The organism is Arthrobacter sp. MYb213 (assembly GCF_002979915.1).
Lineage (GTDB): Bacteria > Actinomycetota > Actinomycetes > Actinomycetales > Micrococcaceae > Glutamicibacter.
In genome coordinates this window covers 76,746-97,959 of record NZ_PCQA01000002.1, presented here as the reverse complement: position 1 = coordinate 97,959, position 21,214 = coordinate 76,746, and the positions used below count along the sequence as shown (strand labels likewise).

Genomic DNA, 21,214 nt, shown 5'->3' with positions numbered 1-21,214 from the left:
ATTCTTAGCTTCAGCTCAGCTTCCCGGGTGACACTAGAAGAGTGAATACGCTTAGAAGTCAGCTCAGCGCCTCCGCCGATGGTCCCGAAACCGAAACTCCTTCATGGAATGCGATGGTCTTGGACCATGGTCAGCAGGTCTTTCGTTTGGCCTACCGTTTGACCGGTAATCGTCAGGACGCCGAAGACCTTTCACAAGAAGCCTTTGTACGCGCGTTTAATGCGCTAGAAAAATACACTCCCGGCACCATGGGTGGCTGGTTGCATCGCATCACTACCAATCTATTTCTGGATCAGGCACGCCGTAAGTCAAAGATTCGTTTTGATCGTTTTGCCGAAGGCGCCGAAGACCGTTTCCCAAGTAGCGCGGTCACCCCCGAGCGGGACTTCGAATTTAACAACTTAGACGTGGACGTGGCCAGAGCACTCAAGGCGCTCGCCCCAGATTTCCGCGCAGCGATTGTGCTGTGCGATATGGAGGGTTTCTCCTACGAAGAAGTCTCACAAATTCTCAACGTCAAATTGGGCACCGTACGCTCGCGAATTCACCGCGGGCGGGCCATGTTGCGTGACGCTCTAGCGCACCGTAACCCGGCAAACCCTGTCCCACTGACGGTGAGCCTGCCACGCATCCCACTAGGTTTGCGTACCGCACAGCAGGGCTAAGCCATAAGTCACCAGCCATGGCGCGGTGATTTCGACCATTTGAAGCCGACAAGGTAATCTTTCATACGTGGAGTTATTTGGAATTAATGGCGGAGAATTCATCATTCTCGCCGTACTCGCAGTAGTCATCTTGGGTCCCGAGAAGCTTCCTGAGTATGCCAAAAAACTGGCGAATCTTGTCAAGGAACTTCGCAGGATGGCCAATGGTGCCAAAGAACAGCTGCGCGAAGAAGTCGGCGACGAGGTTGCCGATATAGATTGGCGCAAACTGGATCCGCGGCAATACGATCCACGGCGGATCATCAAAGAGGCGCTGATCGATGAATTTGATGACGCGGTCAGTGCAGCCAAGGGATCCCCGGCGGTGCAAGCAGCTCCGGTACGCACGGCGATAGCTACACAAAAACAGCAGCCCTTGGCTAACAATGAGCCAGCACCCTTCGATACCGAAGCAACCTAAAGATTTATTAGAACGACATTGGCAGCGATCGCCCGGCAAGTCCGCGTGGTCGCTGTCCTAGTTTAATTGCCAGCTGACGCAACGATTGAGCCACCGGAGACTCAGGGGTGCTCAATACCACCGGGACACCTTCATCGGAACCTACTCGGACCGCCTCTTCCAGGGGCAACTGCGCCAGCAATGGAACCGAATACTCTAATTGGCTACTGAGCGACTCGCTGAGTCGTTGACCGCCGCCGGTACCAAAAATCTCCATCTTGCTTCCATCAGGCAGGCTGAGGTAGCTCATATTCTCCACCACGCCAATGACCTTTTGTTTGGTCTGCAAGGCGATGGTCCCGGCCCGCTCGGCCACCGCGGTGGCAGTAGATTGCGGGGTAGTGATGACCAGTAATTCACTATTAGGCAATAGCTGGGATACGGAGATCGCCATGTCTCCGGTGCCCGGGGGCAAATCCAAAAGTAGTACGTCCAGATCACCAAAGTACACATCGGTGAGGAACTGTTCTAGCGCACGGTGCAGCATCGGGCCGCGCCAGATCACCGGCTGGTTTGAGTCTAAGAACATGCCGATAGAGATGACCTTCACGCCGTGCGCTACCGGAGGCAAAATCATCTCATCAACACGAGTGGGTGGCTGGGTAATGCCCATCAGTGATGGAATCGAAAAGCCGTGCACGTCGGCGTCGATCAACCCAACTTTGAGCCCGTTCGCCGCCATGGCTGCGGCCAGGTTTGCGGTGACAGAGGACTTACCTACCCCGCCCTTGCCGCTGGCCACCGCGATAATACGGGTTAGCGAGTCTGGATCGGAGAAGACCGTGCGTTTGGCCTTGAGCCGATCGCGCAGTTCGGCACGCTGGTGCGGATCCATGACACCTAAGGTGACTTCGACCTGTTGCACTCCGGATACCGCTGCGACGGCCGTAGTGACCTCGGATTCGATGGTTGAGCGCATCGGGCACCCGGCAATCGTCAGCAGAACTTTGACCTGCGCGATGCCACCATGAAACTGCGCGGATTCAACCATGCCCAGTTCGGTGATGGGTCGGCGTAGCTCGGGGTCGATGACGGTATCAAGTGCACGGCGTAAAGCCGCCGAATCAGTCACTAGTTATTGCCCTTCCGATGCTGGGAGCGGTTCGAATCAACGGTGTCGATCAGACCGGTATTAGGTGAGCTGTGCTTGTTTTTCCGCTTGGCACGCAGATGCAGTTCTTCGCCATCCGCGGTTTCCAAGAGTTCTTCGAGCACATTGCGCAGTTCCGAACGGACGTAGTCACGGGTGGCAACGTCACGCATGGCCAAACGCAGCGACGCAAGTTCCCGAGTCAGGTACTCGGTGTCGTAGAGGTTTCGTTCCGAGCGGTTGCGGTCTTCACTGAGCGAGACACGGTCACGGTCATCCTGACGGTTTTGTGCAAGCAACAATAGTGGAGCCGCATAAGAAGCCTGCAAGGAGAGCATCAGAGTCAGCGCGGTAAAACCAATTGCCGCATCATCAAAGCGCCAGGCCTCGGGGGCCGCGGTATTCCAGATCAGCCAGAAGGCACAAAAGATCGTCATATAGAACAGGAATTGCGGGGTGCCCATGAAACGGGCGAACTTCTCCGTCGCGGAACCAAACATGTCGGGATCCGGATTGAACTTCGGCCAGAAACGACTCCGTGCCGAAAGAGGAGTATCCAGTCCGTTGCTCTTGCGCTGTTCGGCCATGGGGTGAACTCCTTTACTACCGATCGAAAATGCTGAAGATGAGAGGCTTAGTCCGCTGAGCGCCAGTCATCGGGAAGAATGTGGTCCAACACGTCATCGACGGTGATGGCACCGACGAGACGACCTTCATTATTGACCACGCCCACCGAGGTGAGGTTATATGTGGCCAAATGGCGGACCACATCGGTAATGCTAGATAAGTCAGACATAGGTTCAAGTTCTTTATCAAGAATATCGCCCAGCGGTTCCGGGGGAGCAGCACGCAACAGTGCCTGAATGTGAACTTGGCCTAAGTACCGTCCGGTGGGAGTCTCCAGCGGCGGGCGCACCACGTACACGGTGGATGCCAACGCGGGACTCAGCTCTTCCATACGTACCGAGGCTAAAGCCTCGGCGACCGAGGACTCCGGGGTGAGGATCACGGGAACCGGGGTCATCACCGAGCCGGCGGTTCCTTCGGGATAGGCCAGCAGACGTCGCACGTCTTCGGCTTCTTCCTCGTTCATCAATTCCAACAGTTGGTGTTTGGTATCTTCGGAAACCTCCGCCAACAGGTCGGCCGCGTCATCCGGGTCCATTTCTTCGAGCACGTCTGCGGCGCGTTCAAGGCTCAGCGCGGAGAGGATTTCAACCTGTTCACGGTCCGGGAGTTCCTGGAGCACATCGGCAAGACGATCATCTTGTAGGTGGGCTGCAACCTCAAGACGACGTTTACCGGTCATCTCGTGCAGAGCGTCGGCGAAGTCGGCTGCCTTCATCTCATCGTGAGTGGCGACGAAGTTATCCGCCGATTGTGGTTCGCTTTGCGCACCGTGACGCACATCTTCCCACGAAACCAGCACCTTATTGCGTCGTCGATTACGTATTCCCAACAGTGTGTTGGTGACTTCGATCCGCTGCACGTAGTACTCGTTGATTTCCCAGTCGCCACGCCGGGTCTGAGTCAGTCCGACATCTTCGATCAGTCCGCGACCCGACGCGTCCACGAAGGTCACCGTACGGTCGAACATTTCGGCCACGACGAGCATTTCCTGCCCGCGCTGTTGGAAACGACGCATATTGACCAGACCAGAACAAATGATCTGTGTGGATTCCATGGATTGGATTCGTGTCATGGGCACAAAAACGCGACGTTTGCCGGGCACCTCAACGACGACACCAACACAGGCTGGGGCCTTCTGCGGGCCGCGCGAAACGACAACGACGTCACGTAACCGACCTAGACGGTCGCCTAAGGGGTCGAAGACATCCAGCCCGAGAAGCCGGGCGACAAAGATTTTAGACACTTGTGCGCTCACCGTTCTAGCCTAGCGTGCTGGAGGCCGGTTGGTGGTGTGCTGAGCCACGTGAAATGCGCCCAATCTTTCACCCTCAGCGATAGTTAGTGCGCAACTTGGCCTGCTCACAGTAAGAGCGTGCACAATATAGGTATGACCTCGCCGCATGGAGTAAATTCAATCAGCCCCAACGGTTTGCCCCGTGGCGAACTACTTGGGCGCTACACCAGCTACCTGGATGCCCAGAAACTGGTGGACTATCTTGCAGATAATAACTTCCCAGTATCTGCGGTGACCATCGTCGGTAACGACGTGCGTACCGTGGAGCGGGTGACCGCCAAATTGTCCTACCCTAAGGTGGCCTTGGCCGGTGCAGCCCAGGGCGGCATGATGGGCTTGTTTGTGGGATTGTTGCTCTCACTCTTTGGCGGCACCGGAAACGGTTTGTACCAGATCCTCTCGGCCATCGGCCTAGGCATGGCGATCTGGATGATTGCCGGTGTGGTTTCGTATTCCACCCGTCGGGGTAAGCGTGACTTCGCGTCCTCAAGCAAATTTGTCGCCACGAGCTTCGACGTAGTCGTCGACTTTGAGCACGCACAGGCGGCCCGTCAGATGGCTTCTCAGTTGCCAATGCGCCCGCAACAGGCTTCCGCAGCGCAGCAGCCGGTTCAACCGGTTCAGCCGCCGGTGGCCCCGGTGCAGCCGCAGCCTCCGGTTACTACCGATGGCGTGCAAGCCCCGGCACAAGCCCCGGCACAAGCGCCGACGGCGCAGCCCGCGCCAACCAGCCAGTTTAATGATCTTCCCGATGGCCGCCCACGTTATGGTGTGCGTGTTGACGAACCAAAATCGGCAGCCCCTGAGCAGCCGCAGAACGCCGATGTTGCAGCCGCCGAGCCGACGGTAGCCCAGCCTGCGGTGAAGCCTGAAGCTGCCGAGCCGACGGCAGCGCAGCCTGCAGTGAAGCCTGAAGCAGCAGAGGCACCAGCCGAGCCGGAAGGCGACGCTAAGTCTTCAGAAGAACCAAAACAGCAGTAAACTTCAGCACCATCAAAGCCCGTCATGAGTGATTTCATGGCGGGCTTTGACGCTGCCAGAAGGATCCTTGTTCCCGGGCGATGGGCTGAAGAATAACAAAACGATGGGCGGTTCAGAATCTCACAGAGACTCTGAACCGCCCATCGTTTTACTACGAGGCTACGAATGATTAGCTACGAAGTTTTGCCATCCAGGCTTCAACTTCTTCAGGCTTGCGTGGAAGCGCTGCCGAAAGATTTACCGCGCCATCGGCGGTAACTAAGATGTCGTCTTCGATGCGTACGCCAAGACCGCGGTATTCCTCTGGAATCGCGAGGTCTTCGTTCTTGAAGTACAGCCCTGGCTCGATGGTGAAGACCATGCCCTCGACAAGTTCCGCGTCAAGGTAGAGATCCGCACGTGCCTGAGCGCAGTCGTGGACATCCAGACCGAGGTGGTGGCTGGTGCCGTGTGGCATCCAGCGACGGTGGTGCTGACCTTCGGGGGAGAGCGCCTCTTCCAAGGAAACGGGGAGCAGACCCCAGTCCTGCAGGCGTTCGGCCAAGACCGTGGTGGCAATGACGTGCAGGTCGCGGAATTTGAGTCCCGGACGGACCGCTGCGTAGGCGGCATCAGCCGCGTCTAGTACGGCCTGGTAGACCTTGCGCTGCACCTCGGTGTACTTACCGGAGACTGGCAAGGAACGGGTGATGTCCGCGGTGTACAAAGACTCGGCTTCGACGCCGGCGTCTAGCAAGAGCACTTCGCCTTCGCTGACCGAACCGGTGTTGCGGATCCAGTGCAAGATCGTCGCGTTGTTGCCCGAGGCGGCGATGGTGTCGTAGCCCAGTTCATTGCCTTCTAGGCGGGCGCGGGCAAAGAAGGTGCCCTCAATGATGCGTTCGCCACGCTGGTGGGCGATGGCCGCATCCAGGTTGCGCACGACATCTTCGAATCCGGCGATCGTGGCATCAACCGACTTTTGCAGTTCGGCTACCTCGTACTCGTCCTTGACCAGACGCAGCTCGGAAACGAATTCTGAAAGTTCGTTATCAAGTGCGTCGCTGGCCTCAAGGTCCTGTCCGGTGTTGATCCGGGAGGTGTCGACTAACGCTTCTACGTTGAGATCAACATCGCGCATCAAACGTAGGCGGATGCCGCCGAGCGCCTGCGGGCCAGAGTTTTTGGTGAGCGCATTTTCTAACATGTCCAAGGACTCGGTAGGCATACCGGTGCGGGCAGACATGGTGGAAAGGGTTGGACGTGGGCCCACCCAGAATTCACCGGCGCGGGAGTCGAGGTAGAAGTCCGAGGAGTCACGCCCTGCCATCGGGGCGAAGTACAGCGTCGCGGCGTGGTTGCCACCCTGATCTCCGGCACCGTCATCGGTGGGCTCCAACACCAGTACGGCGTCTGGTTCGTGGTCAACGCCTAACCCGGTCAGGTGTGCGAAGGCCGAGTGTGGACGGAAACGGTAATCCGTGTCGTTGGAACGAACCTTGGCTGGGCCTGCAGGAACGACCAGGCGTTCGCCTGGGAACTGTGCGGAAAGCGCGGCACGGCGGGTGGCTGCAAAGCTGGCGGCAGGATCTTCTGCTGGAAGCGGTGAGGTGTCTGGCGCCCAAGATGAAGCCATGAAAGTTTTGAAAACATCCGAGGTGGGGCGCTGGGAACGATTGTTGACACGATCTTCGAGCGGCTGGTCATTGCCCGAAGGCGAAGAAACTTGATTGGTCATACTTCTTAGTGTGTCACCGATTCGGGCCTCCGGGCAAAGTGCCACCGGTCGCGCTAATCTAGTCATATGCGAATTGACCTGCACACCCACTCAAATGTTTCCGATGGGACCCAGCGCCCCGAAGAGCTGATCGAGGCTGCGGCGCAGGCGGGCTTAGATGTGGTGGCCCTGACAGACCATGATCAAACCGCCGGTTGGGCCCCAGCGCGGGCGACGGCGCAAAAGCTTGGCGTGGGTTTTATCCCTGGCATGGAGATCACCTGCCAGGACCATCAGGGGATCAGCGTGCACCTGCTGTGCTATTTGCAAGACCCGGAGTACCTGCCGTTGCTCAAAGAACTTGAAATTTCGCGTAATTCACGGGTGATTCGCGCCCAGCGTATTGTTGAGCGACTTGCCGAAGATTATCCGGTGAGCTGGGATTTGGTCTCCGCCCATTGTCAGCCAGGTGCCACGGTGGGCCGACCACATATTGCCGACGCCTTGGTCACCGCCGGGGTAGTGGAAAGCCGCAATGACGCTTTTGCCAATATCTTGTCTTCACGTTCACGCTATTACGTCTCCCACCCGTCTATTGATCCACGCGACGCGGTGCGTTTAGTTCTCGAAGCCGGGGGAGTGCCGATTTTTGCCCACCCTATGGCGAACCTGCGCGGTCGTGTGGTGCCAGAAGAAACCTTCCACGACATGATCGACGCCGGCCTCGCCGGAGTGGAAATCCACCATCGGGACAACAGTGAGGAAGGAAAGAAATTTCTGACTTCTTTGGCCCAGAAAAATGATCTGATTATCACCGGTTCCTCGGACTATCACGGGGCCGGAAAACTGAACCGGCTCGGTGAGAATCTCACCGAGCCGGACATGTTACAACGAATTCTTGACGCTGGAAGCGGATCTCAGGCTTCGCTGTAGGTGGTGGTTTCCGGTAGTCGGGAACGCATCACCTCGATGGCTTCCGGATTCTGATCGATCAACACGAAGCGTCGATCCAACTTAGCCGCCACCGCTCCGGTGGTGCCGGAGCCTGCAAAGAAGTCCAAAACCCAGTCTCCGGGGCGTGAAGATGCGGCGATAATCCGACGCAGAATCCCTTCGGGTTTCTGCGTGGGGTAACCGGTCTTCTCCTTGCCCGTGGGCGAAACAATGGTGTGCCACCAGACATCGGTGGGAAGTTTGCCTAAGGCGCGCTTCTCAGGGGTGACTAGACCGGGAGCCATATATGGTTCGCGGTCCACCTCTGCCGAATCGAAGTGGTACTTCTTCACATTTTTCACATAGACCAAGATGGTGTCGTGTTTAGCCGGCCACCTGCTCTTAGCCCGTGCCCCGTAATCGTAGGCCCAGATCAGTTCGTTCAAGAAGTTCTCGCGACCAAAAATCTGGTCCAGTAACACCTTGACGTAGTGCACCTCGCGGTAATCCAGATGCACATACAGCGTGCCGTCTTCGGCAAGCAATCGGTACGCCTGCAAAAGCCTGGGCTCGATAAAGCTGAGGTAGTCATCAAAGCTGTCATGGTACGAGCGGGCAGAACCCAGCTCGGTGTTGTAAGACAAGCCTTTAAAACCTACGCGGTCACCTTCGCCCTCGGCGGCGCGCACCATGGTGCGCTGTGCTCGGGTCTGTTTCCTGCCGGTGTTAAACGGCGGGTCAACGTAGATCAGGGTGAAAGATTCGTCGGGTAACGCCGACAAAGCCTTCATATTGTCACCATGCAACACGGTGTTTTCCTGAGCCGGCATGCCAGCATTTACTGCTGGCACACCGGTTTCAGGCAAAGCGGAATTGTGCGGTTGAGCGTGCACCGTTGGTACGCGATCCTTTCGGAAGAAGAAGAGAAACTAAGAACCTATTAGTCCTGCGTTCCACCCTCGGTGCTACGCGTGCGGCGGCGTGGTCGACGACGTTCGTTGGCCGACTGCTCGGAGCCGGCGTCATTGGTTGACTGGCTCTCAGGCTGATTGGTGTGGCGGTGACGTTCGCCTTCACGAGCCGGGCGGTCTTGCTTGCCCTTGGAGTGGCCGTGACGGTTTGCGCCATCTTCTGCCGGCTGCTGACCTTCGACGGTGCGCGTGCGGCTGCGGTTACCACTGCTACGGCGACGTGGGGTGCGCTCGCTACGGTCACTGCGTTCGCGACGTGGCGAGCCGTCACCCTCTGCGGGTGCGGTCTTCTTGGCGCGCTGCAAACGGCCCTTGGTTCCCTTAGGAATATCCAGGTCGGCAAAGAAGTGCGGCGAAGAGGAGTAGGTCTCCACTGGCTCTGGCACGTTCAGGCCCAGCGCCTTGTTGATCAACGACCAGCGAGGTACCGAATCCCAGTCCACGAAGGTGACGGCGATGCCGTCATTACCGGCACGGCCGGTACGTCCCACACGGTGCAGGTAGGTCTTCTCATCATCGGGGCACTGCAGGTTGACCACGTGGGTCACGTCATCCACGTCGATGCCGCGGGCTGCGACGTCGGTGGCGACAAGGATTTCTACCTTGCCTGCGCGGAAAGCCTTCAGCGACTGCTCGCGGGCTCCCTGGCCCAAGTCACCGTGCAATGCACCAGCGTTGAAACCGCGATCGATGAGTTCATCGGTGAGCTTTGCAGCCGAACGCTTGGTCTGGGTGAAAATGATCGTCTTGCCGCGGCCTTCGGCCTGCAGCATGCGGGCGACCATCTCATCTTTGTCCAGGTTGTGTGCGCGGTAGACCAGCTGGCGGATGTTGCGCTTGGTCAGCGAATCATCATCCCCGGGGTCGGTGGCACGAATGTGGGTGGGACGCGACATGTAGCGTCGTGCCATGGTGATGACGGCGCCGGGCATGGTGGCGGAGAACAGCATTGCCTGACGTACCGGTGGCAACGCAGCCAAGATGCGTTCAACATCTGGCAGGAATCCTAGATCTAGCATCTCGTCGGCCTCGTCGAGGACCACGGTCTTGATCTGCTTGAGGTTCAGTACACGCTGACGGTTCAGGTCGATCAGTCGTCCTGGGGTACCAACGATGACGTCGGTGCCGGCCTTGAGCGCGTTGATCTGCTCTTCGTAGGGACGGCCACCGTAAATGGTGGTGATCGAAATGTTCGAGTGCTTCGAAGCCTGAGCCAAATCGGCGCCAACCTGGATGGCCAACTCGCGGGTTGGAGCTACGATCAGTGCCTGTGGTGCGCCGGGGAATGGCAGGTCGGCGTAACCCTTGTCGCCTTCGCGGATGACACGCTGCAGGGCTGGGATACCAAAGCCGAGAGTTTTACCGGTACCGGTCTTGGCCTGGCCGATAATGTCGTTGCCGCCCAGGGCTACCGGAAGGGTGAGCGCCTGGATCGGGAAGGGATACTCAATACCGGCTTCGAGCAGCGAAGCGACGATGTCGTCGCGGACCTTGAGCTCGGAGAAGGTCTGCTTAGGTAGTTCAACCTCGGCGGTATCGATTGGTTCGGGGAGTTCGACCTGTTCGGTCGATAGCGTCGTGTCGGTCACGATGTGTGTGTTCTCGTTTCATTTGTGGCACTGGTATGTGTGTTGTCAGCCCTGAACGTTCAGGGGGCGCTCACCTTACCGGTGCGGGGCCAGCGGAGCCGATCGCGTCATACACGTCATCTGCCACCAAGGGCGGATGTCGGGATGGTGACCGCTGGGAAGTCACCACGAAACTGTTCTCGTCGTTCAGCACGGTGCGACCGGGCATCCTAAATAGTGATAGCCCAAGCATAGCCGGTATACACCGGTTTCCCGTAGGCTGGCGGGTCTAGGGCAGAATGTCGAACATGATCTTGCGTGTGACCGGATCGGCGAGGCGAAGCACCACGGTCACCAAGGTGCCTGGCTTGGCGCTGCCGGTGAACTGTCCGGTGATCGGTTCGCTGACCAGTTGCAAATTGCCCGGTCGGCTTTTAGCCTCGCTCTGCTCGGGGTCACCATTGTGTGTGCCGGTGGCTTCGCGAAGCACTATTGCCTCAAATTTTTCCCCGATACGGTGCTGCAGCACATACGCTTCGATCAGATCAATGGCCGCATTGGAGACTCGATTCGTCGCGATGGAGCTTTCACGCATTAGTCCGGGCAGCTGTTCTAAGGCTTCGTTGAGCTCGTCGGGAATTGGCTGGTTGTTTGCCTGTAGATCACAACATAGCAAGACGAAGCGATCCACCAATCGGCGCAGTGGCGCGGTGGTGTGCGCGTAGGGTGCTGCGATTGCCGCCTGCTCCAGGTCCGCTTCGTCTTGGCCGTTGAGCACGTCGTAGTCGGCTCCGCGAAAGAGCGATGCCGCCCGATGCATAATCACCAGTTGCCGCGGATCATTCACGTCTAGAGTGCGTAGGTACTCGCCGTAGCTGAGTTTCCGGTCCCAAGGGCAGCCAAGTAGGCGGGTCTGCTCGGTAAATTCGGCGAGATCTTTTTCATCTGGCGCGGGCATGGTGCGCAAGATTCCGGTGCCGTGATCGAGCATGATGCGTGCCGCGGCAATTCCGGTGAGCAAGGAAATTTGGGCGTTGTAATCTTCCAACGGCAAAGATTGGCCGCTGACAAGTTTGTAACCGTTGGCCTCAGGTTGGACTTCTTGATCGGGAAGGTTCAGTGACGCACCGCCACGCAGGCGTTCTTGTTTGATGCGCAGTGCACCAATTTCGGCAAGGAGTTCTAATTGCTCGCCGCCCTGGGAAGCGTCGAACTTTTGTTGGGCCGTGTGGTAATCGAGTTGTTCACGGGATTTGATCATGGTGCGGGTAAGCACAACGTCGGTGATCGCGCCGTTGTGATTTAGGCTGATGCGCCATAGGAAGACTCGGCGTACCTGTCCGGCAAGCAACGAACCTTGATCTTCAGAGATCAACGGTGGGTGCAGGCTGACCTTGCGGTGCGGTAGGTAAAAAGTCTGACCGCGTGATCTGGTGACTTCATCCAGTGTGCTGCCCAGTTGCACAAACGCCGGAACGTCGGCGATTGCGTAATTCACCACGTACCCCTCGCCGGCGCGTTCTAGGTACATCGCTTGGTCCAGATCGGTGGCGCCTTCGGGATCAATGGTGAAGAACGGGAGTGCCGTATCGTCATGAGGCGCAGGAGCTAAGTTGGCTACCGCTTCCTCTGCCGCGGCTAACGCGGCTTGGTCAAAGGGCGCGGGAACTTCGAGCTCCTTTTCCAGTGCGAGCAGTAGCTCGTCCAGGTTGACGGCGGCATGTTTGCGAGGGCTATAGATCCGTGGATTAGTCACATATCTAGGATTATCACAAATGTGTGATGTGAAGCACGCTTAAACGCCTCGTGGCCGCCCCAAAATATTGGAACGACCACGAGGGGTAAAGCTAAAGGTTGTCTAGTGTGCGAAACCTACGCGACGAGTCTCTTCGGGACCAACCTCGACATAGGCGATTCCGGCTGCTGGGATTAGCACCTCGCGGCCCTTAGGATCCTTCATCGAGAGCACGCTGCCCTCAGAGATCGCCTTGGAGACGGCCTCATTCACTTCGGCGTTGCTTAGCTCGGATTCGAGTACGACTTCACGGGCTACATTCTGAATGCCAATCCGGATTTCCATGATTGTCAATGATCCTCTCGAAAGAATTACGAGTCCCGTCTGGGGGCCTCTAAAACAAATCTAACTAGTTTTCCTTCGGGAACCGTGAAATTCCGCGCCAAGCTAAACGTGAGATCAGATCCACCGCGGTTTCTTGATCAACTGGTTCGTCGCTGGTGGCCCAGTAACGTGCGGAAACCTGTGACAGTCCGGCTAGCGCGCGACCAATCAATAATCCTTCATCTTCATTCAGGTCGGTGTCTTTGACGACCACCTTCGAAATGGAAATGGCCAGAGCATTATTGAACTCTTCGATGCGCGCCGAAATCAGTGGATCGGATAGTACGTCTGATTCAAAAATGAGCCGATACGCCTGGGACTCACGCTTGATGTACTGGTAATAGGTATTAATCGTCTCAAAGACTCGTTGCCGGTTATCGTCGGTTGAGGCGATGGCATCGTCGAGCAGCTTTGTGAAGTCGGCCAGATGCGAATCCAAGAGGGCTAGGTAGAGCTCGCGCTTGCCGGGGAAATGCTGGTAAAGAACTGGTTTGGAAACCAGTGCAACTTCGGCAATCTCATCCATTGAGGCGCCATGGTAACCATGGGCTACGAAGACCTGGTGAGCTGCTTGAAGTAACTGGCGACGGCGCGCTTCACGAGGCATTCGTTGCGTGCGTGGACTTTTAATTTCCCCAAGTTCCGCCATGATTTTGACCTTTCAACCTGCCGTGTGCGAAAGCCACATGCGAGTTGTCCGCACGTAAAACCAGCTCCTACTAGCAAGTAGTATTCCACGTTGCGAGGAAAAAAGCGCCGGTAAAGGCAGGGTGTCTATTGTGCTTATGCGCTTTGTTCGGCAGGTACTGCCGGACAGCTGACATCTTCAGCCGAAGGCGATTGCACGGTAGTGGTGCTTAGCGCGGTGGTATTGCCCAGTGGCTCACTCAGGTCAAGACCGTAGAGAGTCTCAAGAGCCGCGACATATTCGTCGGTACGGCCTTGGGCAGCCAACTCACGTGCACGCACGGTGGGGACATGGAGCAGCTGGCGCATCATTCGACGCATTGCCAATTCAACTTCTTCGGCAGCGGCGGTACAACCGTGCTGGGCACGGACCTTAGCTACCTCGGAATCAAGAACCGTTTTGGTGTGTGCACGCAGAGCGACGATCGCATGATCGGCTTCGCGTTCGCGCTGAGAAGCGGAGAACTCTCTGGCAGCCTGGGTCACGATCCTGGTCGCGTCATGCACGGCCAGAGCCTGTTCGGTCGGCGCGGCCATGCGCACCGATTCGAGGGTGATTAGATCCACGCCGTCGAGCTGAGCCAAGGCCGGGTCAAAGTCATTGGTGAGCGCCATGTCGATGGCGATCAGTGAATGGCCCTTGACGCGCAGTTCGGTCAGGGCCGCACTGTCCAAGCGATTTCCGCCACCGGAACAACCGATGATGACATCCGATTCACGCAGTGCCTGTGGCAACTGTTCGTTGCTCAACGGGAAACCGCCACGCTTATCGGTAAAATCGGCGGCGCGTCCGGAATGTGAGTAGACGCTAATGCGCTTCACTCCACGTTCCTTGAGCAATGCGATCGTTGCGCCGGCATAGGATCCGGTACCGAACAAGACAATGTCTTGGTCTTCCCAGCTACGGTTTTCGTTCATCAATTCTTCGGCGAGGTCTAAAGCGACCGAAACAACCGACTTGCCCTGTGAACCAAGTTGCGTCCGACTTCCAACATCCTTCGCAGCGCGTGTGGCGTTCTGGAAAAGTCGGGTGAGGTTGCTGGTGGTGGTTTTTTCTTGCTGCGCCTGGGTCAGAGCACGGCGGACCTGACCGGCGATTTCGCGTTCTCCCACGACAGCACTATCAAGTCCGGCTCCTACCGAGAAGAGATGGCTGATCACCGGTTCGCCTTCAAGCGCGGTCAGTCGTCGAGTGAGGAAATCTGCGGAGAGCTCGGTATTCGCAGCTAGTTCGTTAACTAACTGCTCGGTTGCTTCTTCGACGTTTTCCACGTCGGCATAAACCTCAAAACGGTTGCATGTCGCCAACACGACGGCACCATTAATCACCGCCGACCCATTGGTAGAGGCGGCGGCTAGCCCGTTGGCCGAGGCGCTAAGTTGTGCCACGGTCTCCAAATCGAGCTGTGAATGCGATGCAACAAGAGATAAGAAAACCACAATGTCCCCAGAGTAGGCCGAAATAGGGGTCCAAACAACGCAGGCGAACCTAAGATCACGTATTTTCACGCAGTTAGGTTGCTCACCTTCATCTGTCGGTGAACGGAGTAAATGGCCTTTTACACTCCAGAGTTGGCATGATTGAAACATGACTCTGTCGCAGAACCATCCCTTCGTTGATGGACGTACCTCCGATTCCGCTTTGATCCAAGCTTTGACTGGACGCACCCCGAGCCACCACCCGGTGTGGTTCATGCGCCAAGCTGGGCGTTCACTGCCTGAATACCTCAAGCTCCGCGAAGGTGTGAGCATGCTCGATTCCTGCCTAGACCCGGCAATGGCCAGCGAAATTACGCTGCAGCCAGTACGCCGCCACAAGGTTGACGCGGGCATCTTCTTCTCCGACATTGTGATTCCATTGCGCCTTGCAGGCGTTGGCGTGGATATCGTTCCCGGTGTTGGCCCGGTCTTGGACAAGGCAATCCGCACCGCAGAAGACGTAGATAATCTGCCAGAACTCACCGATGAGTCGTTGGACCCAATCCGTGAAGCGGTGGCCTTGACCGTTGCTGAACTGGGCAGCACTCCGCTGATCGGCTTCGCCGGTGCCCCCTTCACCGTGGCTGCCTACATGGTTGAAGGCAAGCCAAGCCGCGACCACCTAGGTCCGCGCACCATGATGCATGCCGAACCAGAAGTCTGGGACAGGCTGATGACCTGGGCGGCAGATGCTTCAGGCAAGTTCCTCCGTGCACAGGTAGAAGCCGGTGCTTCGGCCGCACAGCTCTTTGACTCGTGGGCAGGTTCCCTGTCCCTGCCTGATTACCAGAAGTTTGTCGCCCCATACTCCTCGCGTGCATTGGACTTCGTGCGTGACACCGGGGTGCCACTGATTCACTTTGGTACCGGCACAGGTGAATTGCTCACCGCTATGCGAGATTCCGGTGTTGACACCGTGGGCGTGGACTACCGGATTCCATTGGAAACCGCCATTGAACGCCTAGGTCAGAGCGTCTCGGTTCAGGGAAATATTGACCCTGCACTACTCTCTGCTCCTTGGGAAGTGCTTGAGGCACATGTTCGTCAGGTGGTGGCCAGCGGCGCGAAGGCACGTGGACATGTGGTCAACCTTGGCCACGGTGTCCCGCCGACCACCGATCCGACGGTTCTCACTCGTGTGGTTGAGCTCATTCATTCGCTCTAACCACGCAGGACTAAGCTAGGTGTTATAGACAGATCACCCTTATTTCTGACTGCGCCGGTAATCTCGGCGCAGTCAGAAATAAGGCGAACATCGAGGTGAATGTGGAAGGTGCAGCGTATATGACCAGGAATCAGCGCAACTCCCCGGCGTCAGAAAAACCAAGCGAGCGTTCAGCCACTAAGGCACGGCGTGACCTCGCCTCAGACACGGCGGCCCATGCACTGCGGCTACTGGAAAAGGTACGTTCCGCGGCCGAATCCCGCACAACAAAAGATCGAGTCACCGATCCACAAACACCACACGCCATCGTGGTCGGCGGCGGCATCGCCGGGCTAGTTGCCGCCCGTGAACTACGCCAGACCGGATACCGGGTCACCGTCCTAGAAGCGGCATCAAGCTTTGGTGGATGTCTGCGCCGTGTAGAAGTTGCCGGGTTGAATATCGACGCAGGCGCCGAGTCTTTCGCGGTGCGCGGAGGCACTGTGGTCTCCTACCTAGACGAGCTGGACCTGAGCGATAAAATCACGCCAACCACCGGTGTCGGGGCTTGGCTGATTCAGGGTGAAGGCGAAAGCCTGGTAGCTAATCCATTGCCTGCCACCTCATTGATGGGGATCCCAGCGCAGGTGCGCAACGACGACGTGCGTCGCATCATCGGCCGTGCCGCCACCGTGCGCGCCGCGGCGGATCTAGTCACTCCCATGCCCAAAAAATGGGCCACGGAAAAACTCTCTCTGGCCGAGGTAGTCCGTAACCGGATGGGGCAAGGCGTCCTTGACGCCCTAGTTGCCCCAGTGGTCAACGGCGTCTATTCCACAGATCCAGCGCGCATCGACATCGACGCTGCCGCGCCTGGGCTCCGCGCCGCAATGCAAGAGACCGGCTCGCTGGCTAAAGCGGTCGCCAAACTCCAAGGAGACGCACCGGCAGGATCACGCGTCGCTGGACTTGATGGCGGCATGTACACGCTGGTCACCACGCTCACCGAACAGCTGACTGCAGCATCAGTGGCGCTGGTAGCGAACTCTCCGGTCAGTAAAATCGATCATGATCCCCAAGCACAGCACCCGTACACGGTGCACAGCCTTGGCCAAGAACTCACCGCAGACCGCGTAGTCATCGCTACCGAAGCGCAAGCAGCGCTGAATCTGATCAACCCGATGTTTGAAGATTCAAAGCGCATCAGCTCCGAGGCAGTGTCGAACTCCGTCGCCTTGGTTGTGCTGGTGGTCGATAAGCCAGAACTCGATGAGGCACCGCGAGGGGCAGGGGCATTAGTTGCGCAAAACGCACCCGTTGTCGCCAAGGCGCTGACTCACGCCAGCGCCAAATGGCCTTGGCTCGCCGAGCAGTCGGGACCCGGAACTCATGTGGTTCGGCTGTCCTTTGGGCGTATCGGACAACATGAGCCAATCGTTGAATCAGGCGATACCCAAGCATTGCTTGAGCAGGCCATCAAAGATGCTTCAAAGATTTTAGGTGTTCAATTGAACCAGGATGATGTGGTGGGCAGCGCTATTTCGCGTTTCAACGACATGGTCCCGTTGCAGGGCGAGGAGGCGAGCGCACGCCGCGCTAAGCTCAACGCCGCAGTACAAGATTTTGATGGTTTGGATGTGGTGGGCGCATGGCTTGCCGGCACCGGGTTGGCCAGAGTCATCGGCCACACTCGCCGCAGCGTTGCCATTAGCGCCCGCTAATTTTCGAGATAACCGCTTAAGTTAGATCAGATGATCAAGGAGAAAACCTCAGTGAGCTACGTACCACAGCATAATTCGCCGGTCATGCGAGACCGTGAGGCCGCCGGAGAAAACCCGACCATGTTCTACACCCTGTGGACCGTGTTCAAACGTTCCGCCAAGGTGGAACTGGGCGAGGCTGACGCCACAGAGTTTGACTCGCTCATCGCGGAACTTGCCGACTCTGGTGCGGTCGTTCGTGGCATCTACGACGTGTCGCTGATGCGCCAAGAAGCCGACATTATGGTCTGGATGCACGGTCCGGCAGCTGAACTGTTGCAGGCATCGATGCGTAAGGTCCGTCGCAGTGCGTTACTTGCTGGCACGGAAATTGTGTACTCCACGATGGCCGTGCACCGCGAAGCCGAGTTCTCTAAGGACCACTCGCCAGCCTTCTCCCGTGGTGTGGATCCGAAGGGCTGGATGACTGTTTACCCATTCGTCCGCTCCCACGACTGGTACACCATGGATCCTGCGGCACGTGGCAAGATGCTACGCGACCACGGCATGCTTGGACGCGAATTCCCTAACGTACTGGCAAATACCGTGGCAGCGTTCTCCTTCAGCGACTTCGAGTGGCAGATCTGCTTGGAAGCCGATGACATGATCGACCTAGTCGACATGATGCGTCACTTGCGTTACACCGAAGCACGCCACCACGTCAGCGAAGAGACCCCGTTCTACACCGGACGCCGGATCTCGGCCGCCCAGGCCATCGAGGTCTTGAAGTGACCCAGGATTTCGATCCACGCACCGGCTACGACGCCAACGGTCAAATGATTCCTAAAGCCTACGATGCGATCCTGCTGTCCTCTTTTGGAGGTCCCGAAGGTCAAGACGACGTGATCCCGTTCCTGCGCAACGTCACCGCCGGCCGTGGGATCCCCGACGAGCGCCTTGAAGAAGTCGCGGTGCATTACCGCAAAAACGGTGGGATTTCTCCGATCAACGGCCAGAACCGTGCATTGCTAGCCGCGTTGGAAGCCGAACTTGAAGCGCGCAATATTGATATTCCGGTGTACTGGGGTAACCGCAACTGGCACCCGTTCGTCAACGACACGTTGAAGAACATCGCAGCCGACGGGCACCGCAAGGTGCTGCTGATGGGCACCGGTGCCTACACCGGGTATTCGGCATGCCGCCAGTACCGCGAAGATTTAGGTATGGGCTTACGCGAGACCGGTCTGGAAGGCGTGCTCGAAGTTGATAAGTTGCGCCAGTTCTTTGATACGCCTGCCTTTGTGCAGCCGTTCATTGAGGCACTAGGCACCTCAATAACCGAGGTTCGTGCGCAACTGAGCGCAAAGAACCAAAGCGACGCGAAGATCAAGATCGTCTTTGTGACTCACTCGATTCCGATGGCGGACGCTAACGCGGCTGGTCCGGAGCAGTTACGCGCCGCGGCGAGCGAGAATCTTTACACCGCGCAACACCGTGCAGTAGCAGCACATATTTTGGCCAACGTACCCGAAGCACAGGGTTTGGAACACAGCCTGGTGTACCAGTCACGTTCCGGTGCACCTCACGTGCCGTGGCTCGAACCAGACATTAATGATGCACTTGAAGCCGATGCGGCCGCCGGAGTAGCCGGCGTTGTTGTGGTCCCGATTGGGTTCATTTCTGATCACATGGAAGTGCTCTGGGACCTAGACACCGAAGCGAAGGACAGCTGCGCAGAACTTGGCCTGGCCTTTAGTCGGGCTGCGACTCCTGGCACACACCACGCCTTCGTTTCTGGGCTGGTGGATTTGGTTGAAGAGCGTTTGGCCGATGCCAATGGCGAAGCATTGCGCGACGGACGGATCAGCGTAGTGGCGGGCGGACCATGGTTTGATGTGTGTCGTCCGAATTGTTGTGAAAAGCGCGCGCTGGATGGAACCTTGCGCCCCACCATCGCCGGCGTCGATTCAGAAGTGGGGGTGCCTGCGCCATGAGCGAGACATTTCGTGTAGGAACGCGCGGAAGCGCGCTTGCGACTACGCAAACCGGGTGGGCAGCTAAACGATTGGCACAGTCTTCCGGGCTGGAGGTGGAAACCATTTTGGTGAAGACCGAAGGCGACGTGATCACCGGCCCACTGTCACAACTGGGCGGGACCGGAGTCTTCGCGGCTGCATTGCGTCAGCATCTGCTAGATTCCGGATGCGATTTGGCGGTGCACTCCTTGAAGGATTTGCCGACCAAGCAGCCTGAAGGCCTAGTGTTGGCAGCCATTCCAGAACGTGAAGACGTGCGTGACGCATTGTGCGCCCGCGATGGTCTGAAACTCTCCGAATTGCCCGAAGGGGCAAAAATCGGTACCGGGTCACCACGCCGTGCGGCCCAGCTTTTGGCTTTCCGTCAAGACTTCCAGATTGTCGATATTCGTGGCAACGTCCCCACCCGACTTGGTCGGGTCAAGGGGATTGGTGATACCCATGATGACGGCAGTGTCGGACGTAGTGTGCAGGGCGATCTGGACGCGGTGATTTTGGCTGCCGCCGGGATGCGCCGGTTAGGTTTGGACAAGCACATCACCGAATATCTGGACCCAAAGATCATGTTGCCAGCTCCCGGGCAGGGCGCCCTCGCCTTGGAAGTGCGCAGCACCGGTTCGGATCATCCGGCCTTGGACCAGGCACTTGCGGACTTGGACCACCTGCCCACACGTATGCAGGTGGAAGCCGAACGCGCACTATTGGCTGCCTTGGAGGCAGGGTGCGCAGCTCCGATTGGTGCACTGGCTCGAGTGGAGGGGCAGCGACTGATCTTGGAAGCCGTCGCCTGTAACCCGGACGGTTCCGAAACCATGCGCCGTAGCGCTCAAAGTGACGGGCTTTCGGTGCAAGCCGCCCAAGAACTTGGACGAAGCCTCGCCGAGTCGATGATCGCCGACGGCGCAGCTGTCGTCGCGGGTTTGGTCTAAGCGGTTACATGAAGCACCAGGCACTCATCTTGCGCGAGGCGGCGCGAGCCGCCGCCACCGTGCGGGAATTTGAGAAGCTGGGCATTGAATCTTTCTCTGCCCAGCTGATCGAAACCGTCTGGCCGCAGGATCTGCGCGAATTGCGCCGCTCGATTCAATGGTTAGTCGCAGGGGAGTATCAGTGGTTGGTGCTCACTTCGGTTAATACCGTTGAGGTCATCGCTACGATCCTCGACGGAGATCAGCTGCCACGCGGACTGAAGGTTGCGTCGGTTGGAACAAAAACCGCGGCGGTAGCCAAACAGCGTTTGGGTGTTGACTCCGATTTTGTCCCCACGGATCAATCCGCGGCCGGGATGGTGGAGCAATGGCACTTGGACCCAGGACAGAAAATCTTCTATCCACATGGGGATCTTGCCAGCTCTACTCTTGCGGCAGGACTGGCCGGCCATCGGCTCGATGAGGTTGTGGCTTACCAGACCGTTGGCGCGCCCAGTGGGGCAGTCCCATTACGTACCAGGGAAGTGCCAGCCGCGGCACAAGTACTTGCACCGCAGGAGATCGCAGCGAACCTTGGACGGTTTGACCTAGTGGTTTTTAGCGCACCAAGCATCGTGCGGCGTTTTGTTGAACTAACCGGTGACTTGCCGGTCAAAGGCATGAAAAACATTGCTATTGGCCAGCCAACCGCGCAGGCCCTGCGCCAGGCAGGTTTGCCAGCGGACGCGATTGCCAGTGAGCCAACCCCCACGGGGTTGGCCATAGCTGCCCAAGAACTAATCAAAAAGTGAAT

At 57.8% G+C, this 21,214-nt stretch carries 20 protein-coding genes; 10 read left to right on the top strand and 10 right to left on the bottom strand.

Annotation, left to right across the window (positions count from 1 at the left end):
• The first annotated feature begins 41 nt into the window (after positions 1-41).
• Entirely contained in the window at positions 42-665 is a 624-nt protein-coding gene (gene sigE / locus CQ011_RS04730; protein ID WP_105675199.1) for an RNA polymerase sigma factor SigE, read from the top strand.
• Between the two features lie 67 nt (positions 666-732).
• Entirely contained in the window at positions 733-1,125 is a 393-nt protein-coding gene (locus CQ011_RS04725) for a sec-independent translocase (RefSeq protein ID WP_096255982.1), read from the top strand.
• Between the two features lie 7 nt (positions 1,126-1,132).
• On the opposite strand, the gene CQ011_RS04720 is transcribed toward CQ011_RS04725, so the two are convergent.
• The 3 genes from CQ011_RS04720 to CQ011_RS04710 are packed head-to-tail and all read right to left on the bottom strand — an operon-like array spanning position 1,133 to position 4,139.
• Complete coding sequence (locus CQ011_RS04720) at positions 1,133-2,236, bottom strand: Mrp/NBP35 family ATP-binding protein (protein ID WP_105675197.1); 1,104 nt, start codon at positions 2,234-2,236, stop codon at positions 1,133-1,135.
• Entirely contained in the window at positions 2,236-2,841 is a 606-nt protein-coding gene (locus tag CQ011_RS04715; RefSeq protein WP_105675195.1) for a DUF1003 domain-containing protein, read from the bottom strand. The genes CQ011_RS04720 and CQ011_RS04715 overlap by 1 nt, the downstream gene beginning before the upstream one ends.
• A 47-nt stretch (positions 2,842-2,888) precedes the next feature.
• Positions 2,889-4,139 (bottom strand): magnesium transporter MgtE N-terminal domain-containing protein, encoded by a 1,251-nt coding sequence (locus CQ011_RS04710; protein WP_105675193.1) that lies wholly within the window; start codon positions 4,137-4,139, stop codon positions 2,889-2,891.
• A 132-nt stretch (positions 4,140-4,271) separates the two neighbouring features.
• Between CQ011_RS04710 and CQ011_RS04705 the strand changes: the two genes are divergently transcribed.
• Complete coding sequence (locus tag CQ011_RS04705; protein ID WP_181147995.1) at positions 4,272-5,159, top strand: YflT domain-containing protein; 888 nt, start codon at positions 4,272-4,274, stop codon at positions 5,157-5,159.
• A gap of 169 nt (positions 5,160-5,328) precedes the next feature.
• On the opposite strand, the gene CQ011_RS04700 is transcribed toward CQ011_RS04705, so the two are convergent.
• On the bottom strand, positions 5,329-6,876 hold the full coding sequence (locus tag CQ011_RS04700) for an aminopeptidase P family protein (protein WP_105675191.1): 1,548 nt from the start codon (positions 6,874-6,876) through the stop codon (positions 5,329-5,331).
• A 66-nt stretch (positions 6,877-6,942) separates the two neighbouring features.
• Here CQ011_RS04700 and CQ011_RS04695 point away from each other — a divergent pair, with 66 nt between their 5' ends.
• Positions 6,943-7,788 (top strand): PHP domain-containing protein, encoded by an 846-nt coding sequence (locus tag CQ011_RS04695; protein ID WP_105675189.1) that lies wholly within the window; start codon positions 6,943-6,945, stop codon positions 7,786-7,788.
• On the opposite strand, the gene CQ011_RS04690 is transcribed toward CQ011_RS04695, so the two are convergent.
• The 6 genes from CQ011_RS04690 to CQ011_RS04665 all read right to left on the bottom strand — a co-directional run bounded on the left by CQ011_RS04690 (position 7,773) and on the right by CQ011_RS04665 (position 14,573).
• Complete coding sequence (locus tag CQ011_RS04690) at positions 7,773-8,618, bottom strand: DNA-methyltransferase (protein WP_105676104.1); 846 nt, start codon at positions 8,616-8,618, stop codon at positions 7,773-7,775. The two genes, CQ011_RS04695 and CQ011_RS04690, sit on opposite strands and share 16 nt — an antisense overlap.
• Before the next feature lie 110 nt (positions 8,619-8,728).
• Entirely contained in the window at positions 8,729-10,348 is a 1,620-nt protein-coding gene (locus CQ011_RS04685; protein WP_105675186.1) for a DEAD/DEAH box helicase, read from the bottom strand.
• 268 nt (positions 10,349-10,616) lie between these two features.
• Complete coding sequence (locus tag CQ011_RS04680; RefSeq protein WP_286161091.1) at positions 10,617-12,083, bottom strand: RNB domain-containing ribonuclease; 1,467 nt, start codon at positions 12,081-12,083, stop codon at positions 10,617-10,619.
• A 102-nt stretch (positions 12,084-12,185) separates the two neighbouring features.
• Positions 12,186-12,407, bottom strand: a complete 222-nt coding sequence (locus CQ011_RS04675; protein ID WP_105675182.1) for a DUF3107 domain-containing protein — start codon at positions 12,405-12,407, stop codon at positions 12,186-12,188.
• Positions 12,408-12,471: 64 nt separating this feature from the next.
• Positions 12,472-13,095 (bottom strand): TetR/AcrR family transcriptional regulator, encoded by a 624-nt coding sequence (locus tag CQ011_RS04670; RefSeq protein WP_105675180.1) that lies wholly within the window; start codon positions 13,093-13,095, stop codon positions 12,472-12,474.
• Positions 13,096-13,229: 134 nt separating this feature from the next.
• Positions 13,230-14,573, bottom strand: coding sequence for a glutamyl-tRNA reductase (locus CQ011_RS04665; RefSeq protein WP_105675178.1), 1,344 nt, complete (start codon positions 14,571-14,573; stop codon positions 13,230-13,232).
• Positions 14,574-14,721: 148 nt separating this feature from the next.
• Here CQ011_RS04665 and hemE point away from each other — a divergent pair, with 148 nt between their 5' ends.
• The 6 genes from hemE (at position 14,722) to CQ011_RS04635 (ending at position 21,212) form a co-directional block, all read left to right on the top strand.
• Positions 14,722-15,777, top strand: coding sequence for a uroporphyrinogen decarboxylase (hemE, locus tag CQ011_RS04660; protein ID WP_105675176.1), 1,056 nt, complete (start codon positions 14,722-14,724; stop codon positions 15,775-15,777).
• A gap of 119 nt (positions 15,778-15,896) precedes the next feature.
• Positions 15,897-17,477, top strand: coding sequence for a protoporphyrinogen oxidase (hemG, locus tag CQ011_RS04655; RefSeq protein WP_105675174.1), 1,581 nt, complete (start codon positions 15,897-15,899; stop codon positions 17,475-17,477).
• Positions 17,478-17,561: 84 nt separating this feature from the next.
• Entirely contained in the window at positions 17,562-18,248 is a 687-nt protein-coding gene (gene hemQ / locus CQ011_RS04650; RefSeq protein WP_105676102.1) for a hydrogen peroxide-dependent heme synthase, read from the top strand.
• Complete coding sequence (locus tag CQ011_RS04645) at positions 18,245-19,450, top strand: ferrochelatase (RefSeq protein ID WP_286161090.1); 1,206 nt, start codon at positions 18,245-18,247, stop codon at positions 19,448-19,450. The genes hemQ and CQ011_RS04645 overlap by 4 nt, the downstream gene beginning before the upstream one ends.
• Positions 19,447-20,421 (top strand): hydroxymethylbilane synthase, encoded by a 975-nt coding sequence (hemC, locus tag CQ011_RS04640; RefSeq protein WP_105675172.1) that lies wholly within the window; start codon positions 19,447-19,449, stop codon positions 20,419-20,421. The genes CQ011_RS04645 and hemC overlap by 4 nt, the downstream gene beginning before the upstream one ends.
• 8 nt (positions 20,422-20,429) lie before the next feature.
• Entirely contained in the window at positions 20,430-21,212 is a 783-nt protein-coding gene (locus tag CQ011_RS04635; RefSeq protein WP_105675170.1) for a uroporphyrinogen-III synthase, read from the top strand.
• Positions 21,213-21,214: the final 2 nt, after the last annotated feature.

Bases quoted from the DNA above. Each gene is read 5' to 3' on its own strand.
- CQ011_RS04715 (WP_105675195.1), bottom strand. From the start codon at position 2,841: ATGGCCGAACAGCGCAAGAGCAACGGACTGGATACTCCTCTTTCGGCA.
- CQ011_RS04705 (WP_181147995.1), top strand. From the start codon at position 4,272: ATGACCTCGCCGCATGGAGTAAATTCAATCAGCCCCAACGGTTTGCCC.
- CQ011_RS04700 (WP_105675191.1), bottom strand. From the start codon at position 6,876: ATGACCAATCAAGTTTCTTCGCCTTCGGGCAATGACCAGCCGCTCGAA.
- CQ011_RS04695 (WP_105675189.1), top strand. From the start codon at position 6,943: ATGCGAATTGACCTGCACACCCACTCAAATGTTTCCGATGGGACCCAG.
- CQ011_RS04690 (WP_105676104.1), bottom strand. From the start codon at position 8,618: ATGCCGGCTCAGGAAAACACCGTGTTGCATGGTGACAATATGAAGGCT.
- CQ011_RS04675 (WP_105675182.1), bottom strand. From the start codon at position 12,407: ATGGAAATCCGGATTGGCATTCAGAATGTAGCCCGTGAAGTCGTACTC.
- CQ011_RS04670 (WP_105675180.1), bottom strand. From the start codon at position 13,095: ATGGCGGAACTTGGGGAAATTAAAAGTCCACGCACGCAACGAATGCCT.
- hemE (WP_105675176.1), top strand. From the start codon at position 14,722: ATGACTCTGTCGCAGAACCATCCCTTCGTTGATGGACGTACCTCCGAT.
- hemG (WP_105675174.1), top strand. From the start codon at position 15,897: ATGACCAGGAATCAGCGCAACTCCCCGGCGTCAGAAAAACCAAGCGAG.
- hemQ (WP_105676102.1), top strand. From the start codon at position 17,562: ATGCGAGACCGTGAGGCCGCCGGAGAAAACCCGACCATGTTCTACACC.
- hemC (WP_105675172.1), top strand. From the start codon at position 19,447: ATGAGCGAGACATTTCGTGTAGGAACGCGCGGAAGCGCGCTTGCGACT.
- CQ011_RS04635 (WP_105675170.1), top strand. From the start codon at position 20,430: ATGAAGCACCAGGCACTCATCTTGCGCGAGGCGGCGCGAGCCGCCGCC.